Source organism: Streptomyces sp. NPDC004051, from assembly GCF_053604275.1.
The window spans coordinates 96,265-114,153 of sequence record NZ_JBSGHG010000012.1 but is presented as its reverse complement, the minus strand read 5'-3'; the positions used below and the strand labels follow the sequence as shown (position 1 = coordinate 114,153).

Sequence of the window (17,889 nt, the reverse complement as noted above, 5' to 3'; positions counted from 1 at the left end):
CCGAAGGAGCGCCGGGCCTCGGCTGACGTGCCGTGGGTGCGGGCGTGCGGGCTACAGGCCCGCCGCCTTGCGCAGCGCGTCCACGCGGTCGGTGCGCTCCCAGGTGAAGTCGGGCAGCTCGCGGCCGAAGTGGCCGTAGGCGGCGGTCTGCGAGTAGATCGGGCGGAGCAGGTCCAGGTCGCGGATGATGGCGGCCGGACGCAGGTCGAACACCTCGTCGATCGCCTTCTCGATCAGCTCGGGGCCGACCTTGGCGGTGCCGAAGGTCTCCACGAACAGCCCGACCGGCTCGGCCTTGCCGATGGCGTACGCCACCTGGACCTCGCAGCGGGCGGCCAGACCGGCCGCGACCACGTTCTTGGCGACCCAGCGCATCGCGTACGCCGCCGAGCGGTCCACCTTGGAGGGGTCCTTGCCCGAGAAGGCGCCGCCGCCGTGGCGGGCCATACCGCCGTAGGTGTCGATGATGATCTTGCGGCCGGTGAGGCCCGCGTCGCCCATCGGCCCGCCGATCTCGAAGCGGCCGGTGGGGTTGACCAGCAGACGGTAGTTCTCGGTGTCCAGCTTGATGCCCTCGTCCAGCAGCGCCTTCAGCTCCGGCTCCACGACGAACTCGCGGATGTCCGGGGCGAGCAGCGACTCGAGGTCGATGTCGGAGGCGTGCTGGGAGGAGACGACCACGGTGTCGAGGCGGACCGCCTTGTCGCCGTCGTACTCGATGGTGACCTGGGTCTTGCCGTCCGGACGCAGGTAGGGGATCGTGCCGTTCTTGCGCACGTCGGACAGGCGCTTGGACAGGCGGTGCGCGAGGAAGATCGGCAGCGGCATCAGCGTCGGCGTCTCGTCCGACGCGTAGCCGAACATCAGACCCTGGTCCCCGGCGCCCTGCCGGTCCAACTCGTCCGTTTCCCCACCTGCGGCGGCACCCTCGACCCGGCTCTCGTAAGCGGTGTCGACGCCCTGCGCGATGTCCGGGGACTGGGCCCCGATCGACACCGACACGCCGCAGGAGGCACCGTCGAAGCCCTTCTTCGAGGAGTCGTAGCCGATCTCCAGGATCTTCTCCCGCACCAGCTGCGGGATCGGCGCGTACGCCTTGGTCGTGACCTCTCCGGCCACGTGCACCAGACCGGTGGTGATCAGGGTCTCGACGGCGACGCGCGAGGCCGGGTCCTCGCGCAGCAGTGCGTCGAGGATGGTGTCGCTGATCTGGTCAGCGATCTTGTCGGGGTGACCCTCGGTCACGGACTCCGAGGTGAAGAGACGACGGGACACAACGCTCCCTGGGGTTGCAGCGGCTGCTGGCTGATCATTGACGGACGGCGGGGGCTGCACCTCACGCCGTCCGTGGAACAGCTTATCTGTCGCGCCTCGCCACGGGGCCCCCTGTCTCGCCTCTCGGGAGCGCCGTGACCTGCGGCACGGGCATTCTGCCCATGCCGAGGCGGGTTGACCAGAGGCGCCACACCCCGGCGGAGGGCTTTTCCGGCCCGCGCACCGGCTGTTCCCGTTCAGCCCAGGCGTTCGGCGACCAGGTCCCAGACCGTGTCGGCCAGGGCCTCCTTGGGGCCGTGGGCCACGGGCGTCTCGCTGCCGTCGGCCCCCAGCACCACCGCCTCGTTCTCCTCCGAGCCGAACGTCCGGTGCTCACCGACCTCGTTGACCACGAGCAGATCGCAGCCCTTGCGCTTCAACTTGGCCCGGCCGTTGGCGAGGACGTCGTCCGTCTCCGCGGCGAAACCCACGATCACCTGTCCGGGGCGGGCCCGGTCGGCGGCGATCTCTGCGAGGACGTCCGGGTTGCGCACCAGGGCGACGGGCTCGGGCTCCTGCCCGTCCTTCTTCTTGATCTTGCCGGTCGCGTAGACCGCGGGCCGGAAGTCGGCGACGGCGGCGGCCATCACCACCGCGTCGGCGTCGGCGGCGGCGCGCAGTACTTCCGCACGCAGTTCCACGGCGGTCCCCACGGGGACGACGTCGACCCCCGCGGGGTCGGGCAGGAACGAGTTGGCGGCGATCAGCGTGACGCGCGCGCCCCGCGCGGCGGCGGTACGGGCGAGGGCGTAGCCCTGCTTGCCGGAGGAGCGGTTGCCGAGGAAGCGGACCGGGTCGAGGGGCTCGCGGGTGCCGCCGGCGCTGATCACGACGTGCCGTCCCTCGAGGTCGGGCTCGGCCACGCCCCGGGCCAGCACCCGCCGGCAGACCTCGAATATCTCGCCGGGATCGGGCAGCCGGCCCTTTCCGGTGTCCACGCCGGTGAGCCGGCCGACCGCCGGTTCGATGACGACGGCACCGCGTCGGCGCAGGGTCGCCACGTTCTCCCGGGTGGCCGGGTGCTCCCACATCTCGGTGTGCATGGCGGGGGCGAAGACCACCGGACATCGGGCGGTGAGCAGGGTGTTGGTGAGGAGGTCGTCGGCCAGGCCGTGCGCCGCCTTCGCCAGGATGTCCGCGGTGGCCGGAGCGACGACCACCAGGTCGGCGTGCTGCCCGATGCGGACGTGCGGCACCTCGTGGACGTCGTCCCAGACCTCGGTGGTGACCGGGTTCCCGGAGAGCGCGGACCAGGTGGCGGCGCCGACGAAGTGCAGCGCGGAGGCGGTGGGGACCACGCGCACGTCGTGCCCCGACTCCGTCAGCCGCCTGAGCAGCTCGCAGGCCTTGTACGCGGCGATGCCGCCGGTGACGCCCAGAACGACCTTCGGCTTGTCCATGCCTCTCCGTCTCTTTCCGGCTCTTTCCAGGTGGCTTCCCGGTTCTTCCCGGTTCTTTCGGCTACCCGGCTCCCGTGCGCGCCTCGGGCGGGCGCGCACCCTTCATGCTGCACCACCGCGGGGAACGGCCCTCACTCCCCCCGCCCCCGACAAAACCACAGGCCCGGCAGCCGTGCTGCCGGGCCTGTGGAAAAGTCGGTCGAGAGTCGCCGATACGACGGTGCGACTTACTGAGCGGGGCCTTCGACGGCCTCGGAGGTCAGCAGTCCCGCGTTGATCTCACGCAGGGCGATCGAGAGCGGCTTCTCGTGGACGTGGGTGTCGACGAGGGGACCGACGTACTCGAGGAGCCCTTCACCGAGCTGCGAGTAGTACGCGTTGATCTGGCGAGCCCGCTTGGCCGCGTAGATCACGAGGCTGTACTTCGAGTCCGTGGCCTCGAGGAGCTCGTCGATCGGCGGGTTGATGATGCCCTCGGGCGTGGAGATGGAAGAGGACACGCTCTACCTTCCGATGGGTGGAAAAGACGGGTAAAGATGAGCGCAGACGAGGTCTGCGTGATCGCGGGACGGCCGCTGAGGAAACGCTGACGGTCACACGACGTTCATCAAGGCTAGCAGCTCGCGGGCCACGTCCTCGACGGAGGTGTTGACCAGGGTGGTGTCGAACTCCGGCTCGGCGGCCAGTTCGATCTTCGCGGCCTCCAGCCGGCGCTCGACCACCTCGGGCGACTCGGTGCCCCTGCCCGTGAGCCGGCGCACCAGCTCCTCCCAGGAGGGCGGGGCCAGGAACACCAGCTGCGCCTCGGACATGGACGTACGGACCTGCCGGGCGCCCTGGAGGTCGATCTCCAGGAGGACGGGCAGGCCCGACTCCAGGTGCTCCAGCACCGCCGCGCGGGGGGTACCGTAGCGGTTGCCCGCGAACTCGGCCCACTCCAGCAGCTCGCCGTTGGCGATCAGCTTGTCCATCTCGTCGTCGGTGACGAAGAAGTAGTGGACCCCGTGCTGTTCCCCGGGGCGCGGCTTGCGGGTCGTCGCCGACACCGAGAGCCAGACCTCGGGGTGCGCCTTGCGCATATGGGCGACGACCGTGCTCTTGCCGACCCCCGAGGGGCCGGAGAGCACGGTCAGCCGCGGACGAGCGTCCGGGGGTACGGGGGTCGTCCCCCGGGGTGTTGCAGCCATGCGGCGATTATTCCAGCAATTCCGGGGTGCCCGGGACTCCGGTCCCGGGCACCCCGGCACTCAGGAGCCGGTGCTGCCGAACTCGCGCTCCAGGGAGGCGATCTGGTTGGAGCCGAGGCCACGTACCCGGCGGCTCTCGGAGATGCCCAGCCGCTCCATGATCTGCTTGGCGCGGACTTTGCCCACGCCCGGCAGGGACTCGAGCAGCGCGGAGACCTTCATCTTGCCGATGACGTCGTTCTCCTGGCCCTGCTTGATGACCTCGTGGAGGGAGGCACCGGAGTGCTTGAGTCGATTCTTGACCTCGGCCCGCTCCCGGCGAGCCGCGGCGGCCTTTTCGAGCGCGGCTGCGCGCTGTTCAGGGGTAAGGGGCGGAAGAGCCACGCCTACGTCACCTCGGATGTCGAACTGTCGGATACGGACCGGTGAGGAACCTGGTCTCCCCACACCTGGGAGCCACGGGCAACATACTCCTGCCCGTTCTCCCTCACTGCCTTAACGGCGTGGGAGGTACCCTCACCCGTCGGAGACTAGCGTCCAACTGCGCCAGAGTCAGCGAGAACAGCGGAAAAGTCCAGGTCAGCCTCGATCAGTGCGAACATTTGGGGCAAATAGCCCCGGATTTGTTGCCGTGTCCAGGCCTCGGCGGGCTCCTGCGTCCCTCGTCGGAGGCTCAGGTCGGCGTCACGGCCGCCCTGATCTCCTCCGCGTACCGTTCCGCGGCGTCACGCAGCGCGACCACGTCGGCACCGTGGCGCAGCACGCCCCGGCTCACGTTCGGCACGACGTTGTGCACCGCCTTCCCGAAGACCGCCGGGAGATCCGCCGCCGTGGCCCCCTGGGCGCCGATGCCGGGCGCTAGGAGCGGACCGTTGATCTCCAGGTCGTACGACGACAGATCGCCGAGCGTCGCGCCGACCACCGCGCCGAAGGACCCCAGGGGTGCCTCCCCCGCGTTCTCGGCGGCCAGGTGGCCGAGCACGGTCGCCGCGACGTTGCGCCCGTCGGGGCGCACCGCGTGCTGCACCTCGCCGCCCTCCGGGTTGGAGGTCAGCGCCAGGACGAACAGTCCCGCGCCGTTCTCCCGGGCCTTCTCCACCGCCGGGCTCAGCGAGCCGTAGCCGAGGTACGGGGAGACGGTCAGCGCGTCCGAGAACAGCGGGGAGTCCCGGTGCAGGAAGGTCTCGGCGTAGGCCGCCATGGTCGAGCCGATGTCGCCGCGCTTGGCGTCCATGACGACCAGCGCGCCGGCCTCCCGCGCCTCGGCGACCGACCTCTCCAGCACCGCGACGCCGCGTGAGCCGAAGCGCTCGAAGAACGCGCTCTGCGGCTTGAGCACGGCGACCCGGTCCGCGACCGCCTCGACGACCGTGCGGCTGAACCGCTCCAGGCCGGCCACGTCGTCGTTCAGGCCCCACTCGGCGAGCAGGGAGGCGTGCGGGTCGATGCCGACGCACAGCGGGCCGCGCGCGTCCATGGCGCGGCGCAGGCGCGCACCGAAGGGGTCGGGTCCGTTCATGCCGTCTTCCTCACGTCGGCGCCCACCGCGTCGGCGAGCGTGCTGTACGGGCTGGTGCGCAGCCGCGCGGCGAGTCCCTTGTGGACGGCACGGCTCCAGAAGGGGCCCTGGTAGATGAGGGCGCTGTATCCCTGGACCAGCGTGGCGCCGGCCAGGATGCGCTGCCAGGCGTCCTCGGCGTTCTCGATGCCGCCGACCCCGATCAGGGTGATCCGGTCCCCCACGCGGGCGTACAGGCGGCGCAGCACCTCCAGGGAGCGTGCCTTCAGCGGAGCGCCGGACAGGCCTCCGGTCTCCGCGACCAGGGCGGGCTCGGAGGCCAGGGAGAGCTCCGCGCGCGCGATGGTGGTGTTGGTGGCGATGATCCCGTCCAGGCCGAGGTCCACGGCGAGGTCGGCGACCGCGTCGATGTCCTCGTCGGCGAGATCGGGGGCGATCTTGACCAGCAGCGGCACCCGGCGGCCGGGGGCGCTGCGGTCGGCGGCCTCGCGGACGGCGCCCAGCAGCGGGCGCAGCCGTTCCGCGGCCTGGAGGTCGCGCAGTCCCGGGGTGTTCGGGGAGGAGACGTTGACCACCAGGTAGTCGGCGTACGGTGCCAGCCGCTCGGCGGACTTCACGTAGTCCGCGACGGCCTCCTCCTCCGGTACCGCCTTGGTCTTGCCGATGTTGACGCCCACCACGGTCCGGAAGACGGGGGTACGGGAGGCCAGGCGGGCGGCGACGGCCAGCGAGCCCTCGTTGTTGAATCCCATGCGGTTGATCAGCGCCCGGTCCGGCATCAGCCGGAACAGCCGCTTGCCGGGGTTCCCGGGCTGCGGTTCCCCGGTCACCGTGCCGATCTCGACGTGGTCGAAGCCGAGCATCGCCATCCCGTCGATGCCGACGGCGTTCTTGTCGAAGCCGGCGGCGAGTCCGAAGGGGCTGTGCAGCCGCAGCCCGAGCGCCTCGGTGCGCAGCTCCTTCATGCGGGGGGCGAGCACGGCGGCGACGAAGGTGCGCAGCACGGGGACGCCGGCGACGCGGCGGATCCAGCGGAAGGCCAGCCGGTGGGCCCGCTCCGGGTCCATGCGCCGGAAGATCAGACGGAAGAAGTACGTGTACATCGAGTGTCCTGTCCCAGGGGGTCCTCAGGAAGAGGGGGGTCCTCATGAAGAGGGGGACACCGTCATCGGTGTCCCCCTCCGGCGGCTCGGCCCTAGTCGCGGGCGGCTGTCAGATGGTGCGCGTGTTCCTGGAGCGAGCGGACGCCCACCTCTCCGCGGTTGAGGGCGTCGATGCCCTGGACCGCCGCGGCGAGCGCCTGGACCGTCGTCAGGCACGGCACGGACCGCGCCACCGCGGCCGTGCGGATGTCGTAGCCGTCGAGACGGCCGCCGGTGCCGTACGGCGTGTTGACGATGAGGTCGACCTCGCCGTCGTGGATCAGCTGGACGATGGTCTTCTCCCCGTTCGGGCCGGTGCCCTCGGACTGCTTGCGCACCACGGTGGCGTTGATGCCGTTGCGCTTGAGGACCTCGGCGGTGCCGGAGGTGGCGAGCAGTTCGAAGCCGTGGGCGACCAGCTCACGCGCGGGGGAGATCATCAGGCGCTTGTCCCGGTTGGCGACCGAGATGAAGGCGCGGCCCCGGGTGGGCAGCGGCCCGTAGGCGCCGGCCTGCGACTTGGCGTAGGCCGTGCCGAAGACGGAGTCGATGCCCATGACCTCGCCGGTGGAGCGCATCTCCGGGCCGAGGACCGTGTCGACGCCGCGGCCGTGGATGTCGCGGAAGCGCGACCACGGCAGGACCGCCTCCTTGACGGAGATCGGCGCGTCCAGGGGCAGCGTGCCGCCGTCCCCCTGGGCGGGGAGCAGGCCCTCCGCGCGGAGTTCGGCGACGGTCGCGCCGAGGGAGATCCGGGCGGCCGCCTTGGCCAGCGGCACCGCGGTCGCCTTCGAGGTGAAGGGGACGGTGCGGGAGGCGCGCGGGTTGGCCTCCAGGACGTAGAGGATGTCGCCGGAGAGCGCGAACTGGATGTTGATCAGGCCGCGCACCCCGACCCCGCGGGCGATGCCCTCGGTGGAGGTGCGCAGCCTCTTGATGTCGTAACCGCCGAGCGTGATCGGGGGCAGGGCGCACGCCGAGTCGCCGGAGTGGATGCCTGCCTCCTCGATGTGCTCCATGACACCGCCGAGGTAGAGCTCCTCGCCGTCGTACAGCGCGTCGACGTCGATCTCGACCGCGTCGTCGAGGAACCGGTCGACCAGCACCGGCCGGGAGGGGCTGATCTCGGTCGACTCGGCGATGTAGGACTCCAGCCGGTTCTCGTCGTAGACGATCTCCATGCCGCGTCCGCCGAGCACGTAGGACGGGCGGACGAGGACCGGGTAGCCGATCTCGTCGGCGATGGCCTTGGCCTCGGCGAAGGTGGTGGCGGTGCCGTGCTTGGGGGCCGGCAGGCCGGCCTCCGCCAGGACGCGGCCGAAGGCTCCCCGGTCCTCGGCGGCGTGGATGGCCTCGGGGGGCGTGCCGACGATCGGCACGCCGTTGTCCTTCAGCGCCTGGGCCAGGCCCAGCGGGGTCTGGCCGCCGAGCTGGACGATCACGCCCGCGACCGGTCCGGCCTGCTCCTCCGCGTGGACGATCTCCAGGACGTCCTCCAGGGTGAGCGGCTCGAAGTAGAGCCGGTCGGAGGTGTCGTAGTCGGTGGAGACGGTCTCCGGGTTGCAGTTGACCATCACGGTCTCGTACCCGGCCTCGCTCAGCGCGAAGGAGGCGTGGACGCAGGAGTAGTCGAACTCGATGCCCTGGCCGATGCGGTTCGGGCCGGAGCCCAGGATGATCACCGCGGGCTTCTCGCGCGGGGCGACCTCGGTCTCCTCGTCGTAGGAGGAGTAGAAGTACGGCGTGTCCGCGGCGAACTCGGCGGCGCAGGTGTCGACCGTCTTGTAGACCGGGCGGATGCCCAGGGCGTGCCGGACCTCGCGGACGACGTCCGCGCGCAGGCCGCGGATCTCGCTGATCTGCTCGTCGGAGAAGCCGTGCCGCTTGGCCTCGGCGAGCAGGTCCCGGGTCAGCTCGGGCGCCTCGGCGAGCTCGTCGGCGATCTCCTTGAGGAGGAAGAGCTGGTCGACGAACCAGGGGTCGATCTTGGTGGCGTCGAAGACCTCCTGGGGGGTGGCCCCCGCGCGGATGGCCTGCATGACCGCGTTGATGCGGCCGTCGGTCGGGCGGATCGCCTCGTCGAGGCGGAGCGCCTTGTCCCCGGGGTCGCCGACGAAGGTGAACCGGCTGCCCTTCTTCTCCAGCGAGCGCAGCGCCTTCTGCAGGGCCTCGGTGAAGTTGCGGCCGATCGCCATGGCCTCGCCGACCGACTTCATGGTGGTGGTGAGGGTGGAGTCGGCACTCGGGAACTTCTCGAAGGCGAACCGGGGAGCCTTGACGACGACGTAGTCGAGGGCCGGCTCGAAGGAGGCCGGGGTCTCCTTCGTGATGTCGTTGGGGATCTCGTCGAGGGTGTAGCCCACGGCGAGCTTCGCGGCGATCTTGGCGATCGGGAACCCGGTCGCCTTGGAGGCCAGGGCCGAGGAACGCGAGACACGCGGGTTCATCTCGATGACGATGACGCGCCCGTCCTCGGGGTTCACCGCGAACTGGATGTTGCAGCCTCCGGTGTCGACGCCGACCTCGCGGATGACGGCGATGCCGATGTCCCGCAGGGTCTGGTACTCGCGGTCGGTCAGCGTCATCGCGGGCGCGACGGTGATCGAGTCGCCGGTGTGCACGCCCATGGGGTCGAAGTTCTCGATGGAGCAGACGACCACGACGTTGTCGTTCTTGTCGCGCATCAGCTCCAGCTCGTACTCCTTCCAGCCGAGGATGGACTCCTCCAGGAGCACCTCGGTGGTCGGCGACAGGGTGAGGCCCTGGCCGGCGATGCGGCGCAGCTCGTCCTCGTCGTGGGCGAAGCCGGAGCCGGCGCCGCCCATGGTGAAGGACGGGCGGACGACGACGGGGTAGCCGCCGAGCTCCTCGACGCCCTTGAGGACGTCGTCCATGGAGTGGCAGATGTAGGACCGGGCGGACTCGCCGTGGCCGATCTTCCTGCGGACCTCCTCCACGACCTCCTTGAACAGGTCGCGGTCCTCACCCTTGTGGATGGCCTCCACGTTGGCGCCGATCAGCTCGACGCCGTACTTCTCCAGGACGCCGTTCTCGTGCAGGGAGATCGCGGTGTTCAGGGCCGTCTGGCCGCCCAGGGTGGGCAGCAGGGCGTCCGGCTGCTCCTTGGCGATGATCTTCTCGACGAACTCCGGGGTGATCGGTTCGACGTAGGTGGCGTCGGCGATCTCCGGGTCGGTCATGATCGTCGCCGGGTTGGAGTTGACCAGGATGACGCGCAGGCCCTCGGCCTTCAGCACCCGGCACGCCTGGGTGCCGGAGTAGTCGAACTCGGCGGCCTGGCCGATGACGATCGGGCCGGAGCCGATGACCAGGACGGACTGGATATCGGTGCGCTTAGGCACGCTGGCCCTCCATCAGGGATACGAAGTGGTCGAACAGGTAGGCGGCGTCGTGCGGGCCCGCCGCCGCCTCCGGGTGGTACTGGACGCTGAAGGCCGGCCGGTCGAGCAGGCGGAGCCCCTCCACCACGTTGTCGTTGAGGCAGACGTGGGAGACCTCGACCCGGCCGAACGGGGTCTCGGAGACCTTGTCGAGCGGGGCGTCGACGGCGAAGCCGTGGTTGTGCGAGGTGACCTCGACCTTGCCGGTCCTGCGGTCCTGCACCGGCTGGTTGATACCGCGGTGGCCGTACTTCAGCTTGTAGGTGCCGAAGCCGAGGGCGCGGCCGAGGATCTGGTTGCCGAAGCAGATCCCGAAGAGCGGGGTGCCGCGCTCCAGGACTCCCCTCATCACGGAGACGGGGTGGTCGGCGGTGGCGGGGTCGCCGGGTCCGTTGGAGAAGAACACCCCGTCGGGGTTGACGGCGTAGACGTCGTCGAGGGTGGCGTTCGCGGGCAGGACGTGCACCTCGATGCCGCGCTGGGTCATGCGCTGGGCGGTCATGCCCTTGATGCCGAGGTCGATCGCGGCGACGGTGAACTTCGCGGTGCCGAGCGGGAGGGGCGCGCCGTCGGGGCCGACGGCGGGGACGACGTACGGCTCGGTGGTGGCGACCTCGGCGGCGAGGTCGGCGCCCTTCATCTCGGGGGTTTCCCGCACCTCGGCCAGGAGCGCGGCGTCGTCCCGTACGGCGTCGCCGCTGAAGATGCCGACGCGCATGGCGCCCCGTTCGCGCAGGTGCCGGGTGAGCGCGCGGGTGTCGATGCCGCTGATGCCGACGACGCCCTGGGCGGCGAGCTCCTCGTCCAGGGCCCGGCGGGAGCGCCAGTTGGACGGCACGCGCGCGGGGTCGCGCACGACGTAGCCGGCGACCCAGATCCGCTGGGACTCGGGGTCGTCGTCGTTGACGCCGGTGTTGCCGACGTGCGGCGTGGTCATCACGACGACCTGGCGGTGGTAGGAGGGGTCGGTGAGGGTCTCCTGGTAGCCGGTCATCCCGGTGGAGAACACCGCTTCGCCGAAGGTCTCCCCCACCGCCCCGTAGGCACGGCCGCGGAAGACCCGGCCGTCCTCCAGGACGAGTACGGCGGGAAGCACCTTCTTGCGAGAGGTGGTTCCCGGGGTGGAGGTTGTCATCGTTCGGCGCCTTCCGTTGTGACGTTCGTCTTGCTCATGGAGTCGATGGCCGGGACCCACTCGTTGTGGTCGGCCGCTTGGTCGAAGCGGAAGCCGGAGTCGATCAGCCGCTCGCCGTGTGCCCAGGTGACGACGAGCAGGCCGCCCTCGGTGAGCACTTTGCCGGCGATGCCCTTGTCGAGCCGGGCCCCGCGCAGCGCGTCGGCCGGGACGAAGAAGTCGCCGGCTCCGGGGCGCACGACGTCCAGGCCCGCGTCGGTGAGGGTGAGTTCCACCCGGCTGCGGGTGCCCAGGCCGTGCGCGACGATGCGGTCGAGCCACTGGCCGGCGGTGGTGGAGCCGTGGTAGCGGCCGCTCGCGCCCAGTTTCGCCGGGCCGAGGTCGTCCGGGGCCGTGGGCAGTTCGGGGAGGTCGCCCTGGAGGGTGCCGCGCCACTTCCAGCCCTCGCGCATCAACCAGTAGACGAGCGCGACGAAGAGGGCGAGTCCGACGACCCAGCCGATCCTGGCCGCCCAGTCGGTCACTTCCGCCGATCGTTTCTCGGCGGCCAGCAGGATTACAGGTGTCACGTGAGCTTCCCGTCGACGAGCGTGGCCGTGCCCCGGAGCCAGGTGTGCGTGACACGGCCCGGCAGCTCACGGCCCTCGTACGGGGTGTTGCGGCTGCGCGAGGCGAAGCCCGCGGGGTCCACGGAACCACGGTATGCCGTGTCGACGAGGGTGAGGTTCGCGGGCTCACCCACCGAGACGGGACGGCCGTGGCCCTCGGCCCGTCCGATGCGCGCGGGGGCGAAGGACATCCGGTCGGCCACGCCGGCCCAGTCCAGCAGGCCCGTGTCGACCATCGTCTCCTGGACCACCGACAGCGCGGTCTCCAGGCCGACCATGCCCATGGCCGCGGCCGCCCACTCGCAGTCCTTGTCCTCGTGCGGGTGCGGGGCGTGGTCGGTGGCGACGATGTCGATCGTGCCGTCGGCGAGCGCCTCGCGCAGCGCCAGGACGTCCCGCTCGGTGCGCAGCGGCGGGTTGACCTTGTAGACCGGGTTGTAGGTGCGCACCAGTTCGTCGGTGAGGAGCAGGTGGTGCGGGGTGACCTCGGCGGTGACGCGGATGCCGCGGGCCTTGGCCCAGCGCACGATCTCGACGCTGCCCGCCGTCGACAGGTGGCAGATGTGGACGCGGGAGCCGACGTGCTCGGCGAGCAGGACGTCCCGGGCGATGATCGCCTCCTCGGCGACGGCCGGCCAGCCGCCCAGGCCCAGTTCGGCGGAGACGACGCCCTCGTTCATCTGGGCGCCCTCGGTCAGCCGGGGTTCCTGCGCGTGCTGGGCGACGACGCCGTCGAAGGCCTTCACGTACTCCAGGGCGCGCCGCATGATCACGGCGTCGTGGACGCACTTGCCGTCGTCGGAGAAGACGGTGACGCCGGCCGCGGACTCGTGCATGGCGCCCAGTTCGGCGAGCGTGCTGCCCTCCAGGCCGACGGTGACGGCGCCGATGGGCCGTACGTCGCAGTAGCCGTGCTCCTTGCCGAGCCGCCAGACCTGCTCGACGACGCCGGCGGTGTCGGCGACCGGAAAGGTGTTGGCCATGGCGAACACGGCGGTGTAGCCGCCGCTCGCCGCCGCGCGGGTGCCGGTCAGCACGGTCTCGGAGTCCTCGCGGCCCGGCTCGCGCAGATGGGTGTGCAGGTCGACCAGGCCGGGCAGCAGCACCTTGCCGGCGGCCTCGACGACCTCTGCGCCCTCGACGGCCCCGGCGCTCAGTCCGGTGCCGACGGCCGCGACGGTCCCGCCGTCGATCAGCACGTCCTGCGGGTCGCCGCCGAGCACCTTCGCACCGCGGATCAGGGTCTTGCTCATGGTGTTACTTCTCCTCCGTGGTGCGGGCGAGGGCGGGTTCGTTGCCCCCGAGCAGCAGGTACAGGACGGCCATCCGGATGGAGACCCCGTTGGTGACCTGTTCGACGACGGTGCAGCGGCCGGAGTCGGCCACCTCGGCGGTGATCTCCATCCCGCGGACCATGGGGCCGGGGTGCATCACGATCGCGTGCTCGGGCATCCGCCGCATGCGCTCGCCGTCGAGACCGTAGCGCCGTGAGTACTCGCGCTCGGTCGGGAAGAAGGCGGCCTTCATGCGCTCGCGCTGCACGCGCAGCATCATCACGGCGTCGGACTTGGGCAGGGTGCGGTCGAGGTCGTAGGAGACCTCGCAGGGCCAGGACCCGATGCCGACCGGCAGCAGGGTCGGCGGGGCGACGAGGGTGACCTCGGCGCCGAGGGTGTGCAGCAGGTCGACGTTGGAGCGGGCGACCCGGCTGTGCAGGACGTCGCCGACGATCGTGATGCGCCGGCCGGCGAGGTCCTGGCCGATCCCGGCGTCCGGGCCGACGAGCCGGCGCCGCATGGTGAAGGCGTCGAGCAGGGCCTGGGTGGGGTGCTGGTGGGTGCCGTCGCCGGCGTTGATGACGTGCGCGTCGATCCAGCCGGAGGTGGCCAGCCGATACGGGGCCCCCGAGGCGCCGTGCCGTATGACGACGGCGTCGACCCCCATGGCCTCCAGGGTCTGCGCGGTGTCCTTGAGGGACTCCCCCTTGGAGACGCTGGACCCCTTGGCGGTGAAGTTGATGACGTCCGCGGACAGCCGCTTCTCGGCGGCCTCGAAGGAGATCCGGGTCCGGGTGGAGTCCTCGAAGAAGAGGTTGACGACGGTCCGGCCGCGCAGGGTCGGCAGTTTCTTGATCGGCCGGTCGGCGACCCGGGCCATCTCCTCGGCGGTGTCGAGGATCAGGACGGCGTCGTCGCGGGTGAGGTCGGCGGCCGAGATGAGATGACGGTGCATCTGTCAGGCTCCGTAGGACGGTTCAATCGGAAGAACGGGAGAATCCGGGCATCCGGAGGCACGGGGGCGCCCCGGACCGGCGCACGCCGACGACGTGCGCCCGGATCGCTACGGAGAGGGCCGCTTGGCACCGAGCAGGACGGTGTCGCGACCGTCCTCCTCGGCGAGCAGGACCTTGACCGTCTCCCGCAACGACGTGGGGAGGTTCTTGCCGACGTAGTCGGCACGGATGGGCAGTTCGCGGTGGCCGCGGTCGACGAGGACGGCGAGCTGCACCGCGCGGGGGCGCCCGATGTCGTTCAGCGCGTCGAGGGCGGCGCGGATGGTGCGCCCGGAGAAGAGCACGTCGTCGACGAGGACGACCAGCCGGCCGTCGATGCCGTCACCGGGGATCTCGGTGCGGGCCAGCGCACGCGGCGGCTGCATGCGCAGGTCGTCGCGGTACATGGTGATGTCGAGCGAGCCGACCGGGACTTTGCGTTCGGTGACCTGTTCGAGCTTGGCGGCGAGCCGCTGGGCGAGGAAGACGCCCCGGGTCGGGATGCCGAGGAGCACCACGTCGTCGGCGCCCTTGGCGCGCTCGACGATCTCGTGGGCGATGCGGGTCAGCACCCGCGCGATGTCGGGGCCTTCGAGAACGGGCCGCGCATCGGTGTGCGCGTCCATGTGATCCATGTGAACGGACCTCCTTCTCCGCCTCACGGGACGGACCTTAAAGGACGTCGGAATTGCGTCGCCCACGCTATCAGGTCGGCAGCGACACTCCTGTTTCACCCCTTCGCCCGGCGCCCGTCACCCCCCGGGCGCAACCGGTCCGGCGTAGCACGGAAGAGTCGGTGTGGACCATTCGGCTTGACGGGCGAGAGTAACTCTGCGTAACCTCACAGTGAGTTACCAGCCGCGCGGCCTGGAAACATGCCAGCCGCGTCGACACAGTGCCGGGGAGCTATATGTCCAGCGAATACGCCAAACAGCTCGGGGCCAAACTCCGAGCGATCCGCACCCAGCAGGGCCTTTCCCTCCACGGTGTCGAGGAGAAGTCCCAGGGCCGCTGGAAGGCGGTCGTGGTCGGTTCGTACGAGCGCGGCGACCGCGCCGTGACCGTGCAGCGTCTTGCCGAACTGGCGGACTTCTACGGCGTTCCGGTGCAGGAACTCCTTCCCGGCACCACCCCGGGCGGAGCCGCCGAGCCGCCGCCCAAGCTGGTCCTCGACCTGGAGCGGCTGGCCACGGTGCCGCCGGAGAAGGCGGGTCCGCTGCAGCGGTACGCGGCGACGATCCAGTCCCAGCGCGGCGACTACAACGGCAAGGTGCTCTCGATCCGCCAGGACGACCTGCGCACCCTCTCCGTGATCTACGACCAGTCCCCCTCGGTCCTCACCGAGCAGCTGATCAGCTGGGGCGTCCTGGACGCGGACGCGCGCCGTGCGGTCGCCTCGCACGAGGAGAGCTGAGCCCGGAGCGCTCTGCGGGTTGAGCAGAAACGTACCGCCGGGGTGGCCCGGACCTGCGGGGTCCGGGCCACCCCGGCGGTCTTCGTCCGGCCGGCCCGCCCCTCACCAAGGTGCCGGGCGCACCGGGTGAGTACGCCGGAGGGCCCGCAGCGCGATCGCTGCGGGCCCTCCGGCGTGTCCGTGCCGGCTCGGGAACCCGCCGGGCGCCTGTACCGGTTCCTGTGGTCCCGGTGGCGGTGCCCGCTCAGCTCTCGTCGCGGCGCAGCGAGGGCTTGAGTTCCTTGAGCCGGCCGAGGAGGCCGTTGATGAACGAGGGCGACTCGTCGGTGGAGAACTCCTTCGCCAGCTGCACCATCTCGTCGAGGACGACGGCGTCCGGGGTCCCGTCGACCCAGATCAGCTCGTACGCGCCGAGACGCAGGAGGTTGCGGTCGACGACCGGCATCCGGTCCAGCGTCCAGCCGACCGAGTACTGGGCGATCAGCTCGTCGATGCGCTTCGCGTGCTCCGCGTAGCCCTCGACCAGCTGCATCGTGTACTCGCTCACCGGCGGCTGCCGGGTGTCGGACCGGGAGTGCCGGACCCAGTCCGCGAGGACCGTCAGAACGTCGGCACCGCGCTGGTCGCCTTCGAAGAGGATCTGGAAGGCGCGCTTGCGGGCCGTGTTGCGGGCAGCCACGGTTAGCTGTTCACCCGGCCGAGGTAGTCGCTGGTGCGCGTGTCGACCTTGATCTTCTCACCGGTGGTGATGAAGAGGGGGACCTGGATCTGGTGGCCGGTCTCCAGCGTGGCCGGCTTGTTGCCGCCGGTGGAGCGGTCACCCTGGACGCCCGGCTCGGTCTCGGCGACGGTCAGCTCGACGGCGGCCGGCAGCTCGACGAAGAGCACCTCGCCCTCGTGCTGGGCGACGGTGGCCTCGAAGCCCTCGACGAGGAAGTGGGCGGCGTCGCCGACGACCTTGCGGTCGATGTGCATCTGGTCGTAGGTCTCCATGTCCATGAAGACGAAGTAGTCGCCGTCCATGTAGGAGAACTGCATGTCCCGCTTGTCGACGGTGGCCGTGTCGACCTTCACACCGGCGTTGAAGGTCTTGTCGACGGTCTTGCCGGAGAGTACGTTCTTGAGCTTGGTACGTACAAAGGCCGGGCCCTTACCGGGCTTGACGTGCTGGAACTCGACTACGGACCAGAGCTGGCCGCCTTCGAGCTTGAGCACCATGCCGTTCTTGAGGTCGTTCGTGGAAGCCACGTTGCGGAATCTCCTGGACTGACGTGAGACGACCCGGGGCCGGCGCTCGGCGCGAAGCTAGAGCGCCAGCAGTTCCTTGGTCGTGATGGTGAGTAGCTCGGGTCCGCCGTCCGCCTCGGGGCGTACGACGAGCGTGTCATCGATCCGGACACCGCCCCGGCCCGGGAGGTGAACCCCTGGTTCGACGGTGACCGGCACACAAGCGTCCAGTTTACCCATGGCCGCCGGGGTCATTCGCGGGTCCTCGTCGATTTCGAGCCCGACCCCGTGTCCGGTGACGGCCGGAAGGGCCTCGGCGTAGCCGGCCCCGTCCAGCACCTGACGGGTCGCACGGTCCACGTCACGGCAGGCCGCGCCGGGTACGAGGGACTCCCGTCCGGCCCGCTGAGCGGTGAAGACGAGGTCGTACAGCTCGATCTGCCAGTCCGCGGGGGCGGTGCCGATGACGAACGTACGGCCGATCGCGCAGCGGTACCCGCGGTAGGCGGCGCCGAGACAGACGGAGAGGAAGTCGCCCTCCTCCACCCGCCGGTCCGTGGGCCGGTGGCCGGGCCGCCCGGAGTTCGGGCCGGTGGCGACGGAGGTGGCGAAGGCGGGACCGTCGGCGCCGTGGTCGACCAGCCGGCGCTCCAGCTCCAGCGCGAGATGCCGCTCGGTGCGGCCGACGAGGATCGACTCCAGCAGCTCGCCCAGGGCCTGGTCGGCGATCTCCGCGCCGATGCGCAGGCAGGAGATCTCCTCCTCGTCCTTGACCACCCGGAGCTGCTCGACCGCTGTTCCTACGTCGGCCAGCCGCAGTCGGGGGGCGGCCGAGCCGAGGGCTCGGTGCCGGGTCACGGTGAGGTGGTGCTCCTCGACGGCCAGGGAGTCGGCGCCCTGGGCGATGGCGAGATCGGCGGCCAGAGCGGCCGGATCGCCTCCGGCCGCCGGTACGACGTGAACACGCAGCGTCTCGTCGGGCCGGGTCTGCGGGAAGCGGTCGTCGAGGGGCGCGGCGCACACCAGCAGGTCCTCGGCCGGGCCCAGCAGCAGCACGGTGTCCTCGGGGACGGCGCCCGCGAGGTAGCGCACGTTGGCGGGCCGGGACACCAGCGCCGCCGCGCTGCCGCCCGCGTTGCAGCACTCCCTCAGCCGCGTCCGGCGGACCGCGTACACCTCAGACATGACCCGAGCCTATGAGCGATGGCCGGATACCGCCGGTCGAGAGGGCCGAGTGGGCGGGCCGGCCAGGGGCTGGCGGCGCCGTGGA

17 protein-coding genes are annotated in these 17,889 nt (G+C 70.8%); 1 reads left to right on the top strand and 16 read right to left on the bottom strand.

Going from position 1 to position 17,889, the window contains the following annotated elements:
• Positions 1-51 precede the first annotated feature (51 nt).
• From metK to pyrR, 13 genes are all read right to left on the bottom strand, one after another.
• The gene (metK, locus tag ACWEQO_RS15790; protein ID WP_452983225.1) at positions 52-1,275 is read right to left on the bottom strand and encodes a methionine adenosyltransferase; all 1,224 of its coding nucleotides are present in this window, start codon (positions 1,273-1,275) and stop codon (positions 52-54) included.
• Between the two features lie 236 nt (positions 1,276-1,511).
• Complete coding sequence (gene coaBC, locus ACWEQO_RS15785; protein WP_452983222.1) at positions 1,512-2,714, bottom strand: bifunctional phosphopantothenoylcysteine decarboxylase/phosphopantothenate--cysteine ligase CoaBC; 1,203 nt, start codon at positions 2,712-2,714, stop codon at positions 1,512-1,514.
• A gap of 227 nt (positions 2,715-2,941) precedes the next feature.
• Positions 2,942-3,214, bottom strand: a complete 273-nt coding sequence (rpoZ, locus tag ACWEQO_RS15780; protein WP_006382157.1) for a DNA-directed RNA polymerase subunit omega — start codon at positions 3,212-3,214, stop codon at positions 2,942-2,944.
• A 93-nt stretch (positions 3,215-3,307) separates the two neighbouring features.
• Entirely contained in the window at positions 3,308-3,901 is a 594-nt protein-coding gene (gene gmk, locus ACWEQO_RS15775) for a guanylate kinase (RefSeq protein ID WP_361457894.1), read from the bottom strand.
• A gap of 60 nt (positions 3,902-3,961) precedes the next feature.
• Positions 3,962-4,285: an integration host factor gene (locus ACWEQO_RS15770; protein ID WP_003977346.1), complete on the bottom strand. Its 324-nt coding sequence runs from the start codon at positions 4,283-4,285 to the stop codon at positions 3,962-3,964.
• Between the two features lie 289 nt (positions 4,286-4,574).
• Positions 4,575-5,420 (bottom strand): orotidine-5'-phosphate decarboxylase, encoded by an 846-nt coding sequence (gene pyrF / locus ACWEQO_RS15765; RefSeq protein WP_361457891.1) that lies wholly within the window; start codon positions 5,418-5,420, stop codon positions 4,575-4,577.
• A complete protein-coding gene (locus ACWEQO_RS15760) occupies positions 5,417-6,523 on the bottom strand; it encodes a quinone-dependent dihydroorotate dehydrogenase (protein WP_361457888.1) in 1,107 nt (368 codons plus the stop codon). The genes pyrF and ACWEQO_RS15760 overlap by 4 nt, the downstream gene beginning before the upstream one ends.
• A 92-nt stretch (positions 6,524-6,615) precedes the next feature.
• Positions 6,616-9,924: a carbamoyl-phosphate synthase large subunit gene (carB, locus tag ACWEQO_RS15755; RefSeq protein WP_452983217.1), complete on the bottom strand. Its 3,309-nt coding sequence runs from the start codon at positions 9,922-9,924 to the stop codon at positions 6,616-6,618.
• A complete protein-coding gene (carA, locus tag ACWEQO_RS15750; protein WP_361457882.1) occupies positions 9,917-11,098 on the bottom strand; it encodes a glutamine-hydrolyzing carbamoyl-phosphate synthase small subunit in 1,182 nt (393 codons plus the stop codon). The genes carB and carA overlap by 8 nt, the downstream gene beginning before the upstream one ends.
• On the bottom strand, positions 11,095-11,667 hold the full coding sequence (locus tag ACWEQO_RS15745) for a PH-like domain-containing protein (protein ID WP_452983213.1): 573 nt from the start codon (positions 11,665-11,667) through the stop codon (positions 11,095-11,097). The genes carA and ACWEQO_RS15745 overlap by 4 nt, the downstream gene beginning before the upstream one ends.
• Complete coding sequence (locus ACWEQO_RS15740; protein ID WP_452983210.1) at positions 11,664-12,959, bottom strand: dihydroorotase; 1,296 nt, start codon at positions 12,957-12,959, stop codon at positions 11,664-11,666. Before ACWEQO_RS15740 ends, ACWEQO_RS15745 begins: the two co-directional genes overlap by 4 nt.
• Positions 12,960-12,963: 4 nt before the next feature.
• A complete protein-coding gene (locus tag ACWEQO_RS15735) occupies positions 12,964-13,938 on the bottom strand; it encodes an aspartate carbamoyltransferase catalytic subunit (protein WP_361457873.1) in 975 nt (324 codons plus the stop codon).
• Positions 13,939-14,046: 108 nt separating this feature from the next.
• A complete protein-coding gene (pyrR, locus tag ACWEQO_RS15730; protein WP_361458076.1) occupies positions 14,047-14,604 on the bottom strand; it encodes a bifunctional pyr operon transcriptional regulator/uracil phosphoribosyltransferase PyrR in 558 nt (185 codons plus the stop codon).
• 284 nt (positions 14,605-14,888) lie between these two features.
• On the opposite strand from pyrR, the gene bldD reads away from it, so the two are divergent.
• A complete protein-coding gene (gene bldD, locus ACWEQO_RS15725) occupies positions 14,889-15,392 on the top strand; it encodes a transcriptional regulator BldD (protein WP_279337061.1) in 504 nt (167 codons plus the stop codon).
• 244 nt (positions 15,393-15,636) lie between these two features.
• Here the strand turns inward: bldD and nusB are convergent, their stop codons facing one another.
• Genes nusB through ACWEQO_RS15710 form a run of 3 tightly spaced genes read right to left on the bottom strand, consistent with a single transcriptional unit; the run spans position 15,637 to position 17,804 of the window.
• Positions 15,637-16,071, bottom strand: coding sequence for a transcription antitermination factor NusB (gene nusB / locus ACWEQO_RS15720; RefSeq protein ID WP_452983206.1), 435 nt, complete (start codon positions 16,069-16,071; stop codon positions 15,637-15,639).
• 2 nt (positions 16,072-16,073) lie between these two features.
• Positions 16,074-16,640: an elongation factor P gene (gene efp, locus ACWEQO_RS15715; RefSeq protein WP_361461918.1), complete on the bottom strand. Its 567-nt coding sequence runs from the start codon at positions 16,638-16,640 to the stop codon at positions 16,074-16,076.
• A 57-nt stretch (positions 16,641-16,697) separates the two neighbouring features.
• Positions 16,698-17,804, bottom strand: coding sequence for an aminopeptidase P family protein (locus ACWEQO_RS15710; RefSeq protein ID WP_361461916.1), 1,107 nt, complete (start codon positions 17,802-17,804; stop codon positions 16,698-16,700).
• Positions 17,805-17,889: the final 85 nt, after the last annotated feature.

Bases quoted from the DNA above. Each gene is read 5' to 3' on its own strand.
- pyrF (WP_361457891.1), bottom strand. From the start codon at position 5,420: ATGAACGGACCCGACCCCTTCGGTGCGCGCCTGCGCCGCGCCATGGAC.
- carA (WP_361457882.1), bottom strand. From the start codon at position 11,098: ATGACAACCTCCACCCCGGGAACCACCTCTCGCAAGAAGGTGCTTCCC.
- bldD (WP_279337061.1), top strand. From the start codon at position 14,889: ATGTCCAGCGAATACGCCAAACAGCTCGGGGCCAAACTCCGAGCGATC.
- ACWEQO_RS15710 (WP_361461916.1), bottom strand. From the start codon at position 17,804: ATGTCTGAGGTGTACGCGGTCCGCCGGACGCGGCTGAGGGAGTGCTGC.
- ACWEQO_RS15760 (WP_361457888.1), bottom strand. From the start codon at position 6,523: ATGTACACGTACTTCTTCCGTCTGATCTTCCGGCGCATGGACCCGGAG.
- coaBC (WP_452983222.1), bottom strand. From the start codon at position 2,714: ATGGACAAGCCGAAGGTCGTTCTGGGCGTCACCGGCGGCATCGCCGCG.
- ACWEQO_RS15735 (WP_361457873.1), bottom strand. From the start codon at position 13,938: ATGCACCGTCATCTCATCTCGGCCGCCGACCTCACCCGCGACGACGCC.
- gmk (WP_361457894.1), bottom strand. From the start codon at position 3,901: ATGGCTGCAACACCCCGGGGGACGACCCCCGTACCCCCGGACGCTCGT.
- pyrR (WP_361458076.1), bottom strand. From the start codon at position 14,604: ATGGACGCGCACACCGATGCGCGGCCCGTTCTCGAAGGCCCCGACATC.
- ACWEQO_RS15740 (WP_452983210.1), bottom strand. From the start codon at position 12,959: ATGAGCAAGACCCTGATCCGCGGTGCGAAGGTGCTCGGCGGCGACCCG.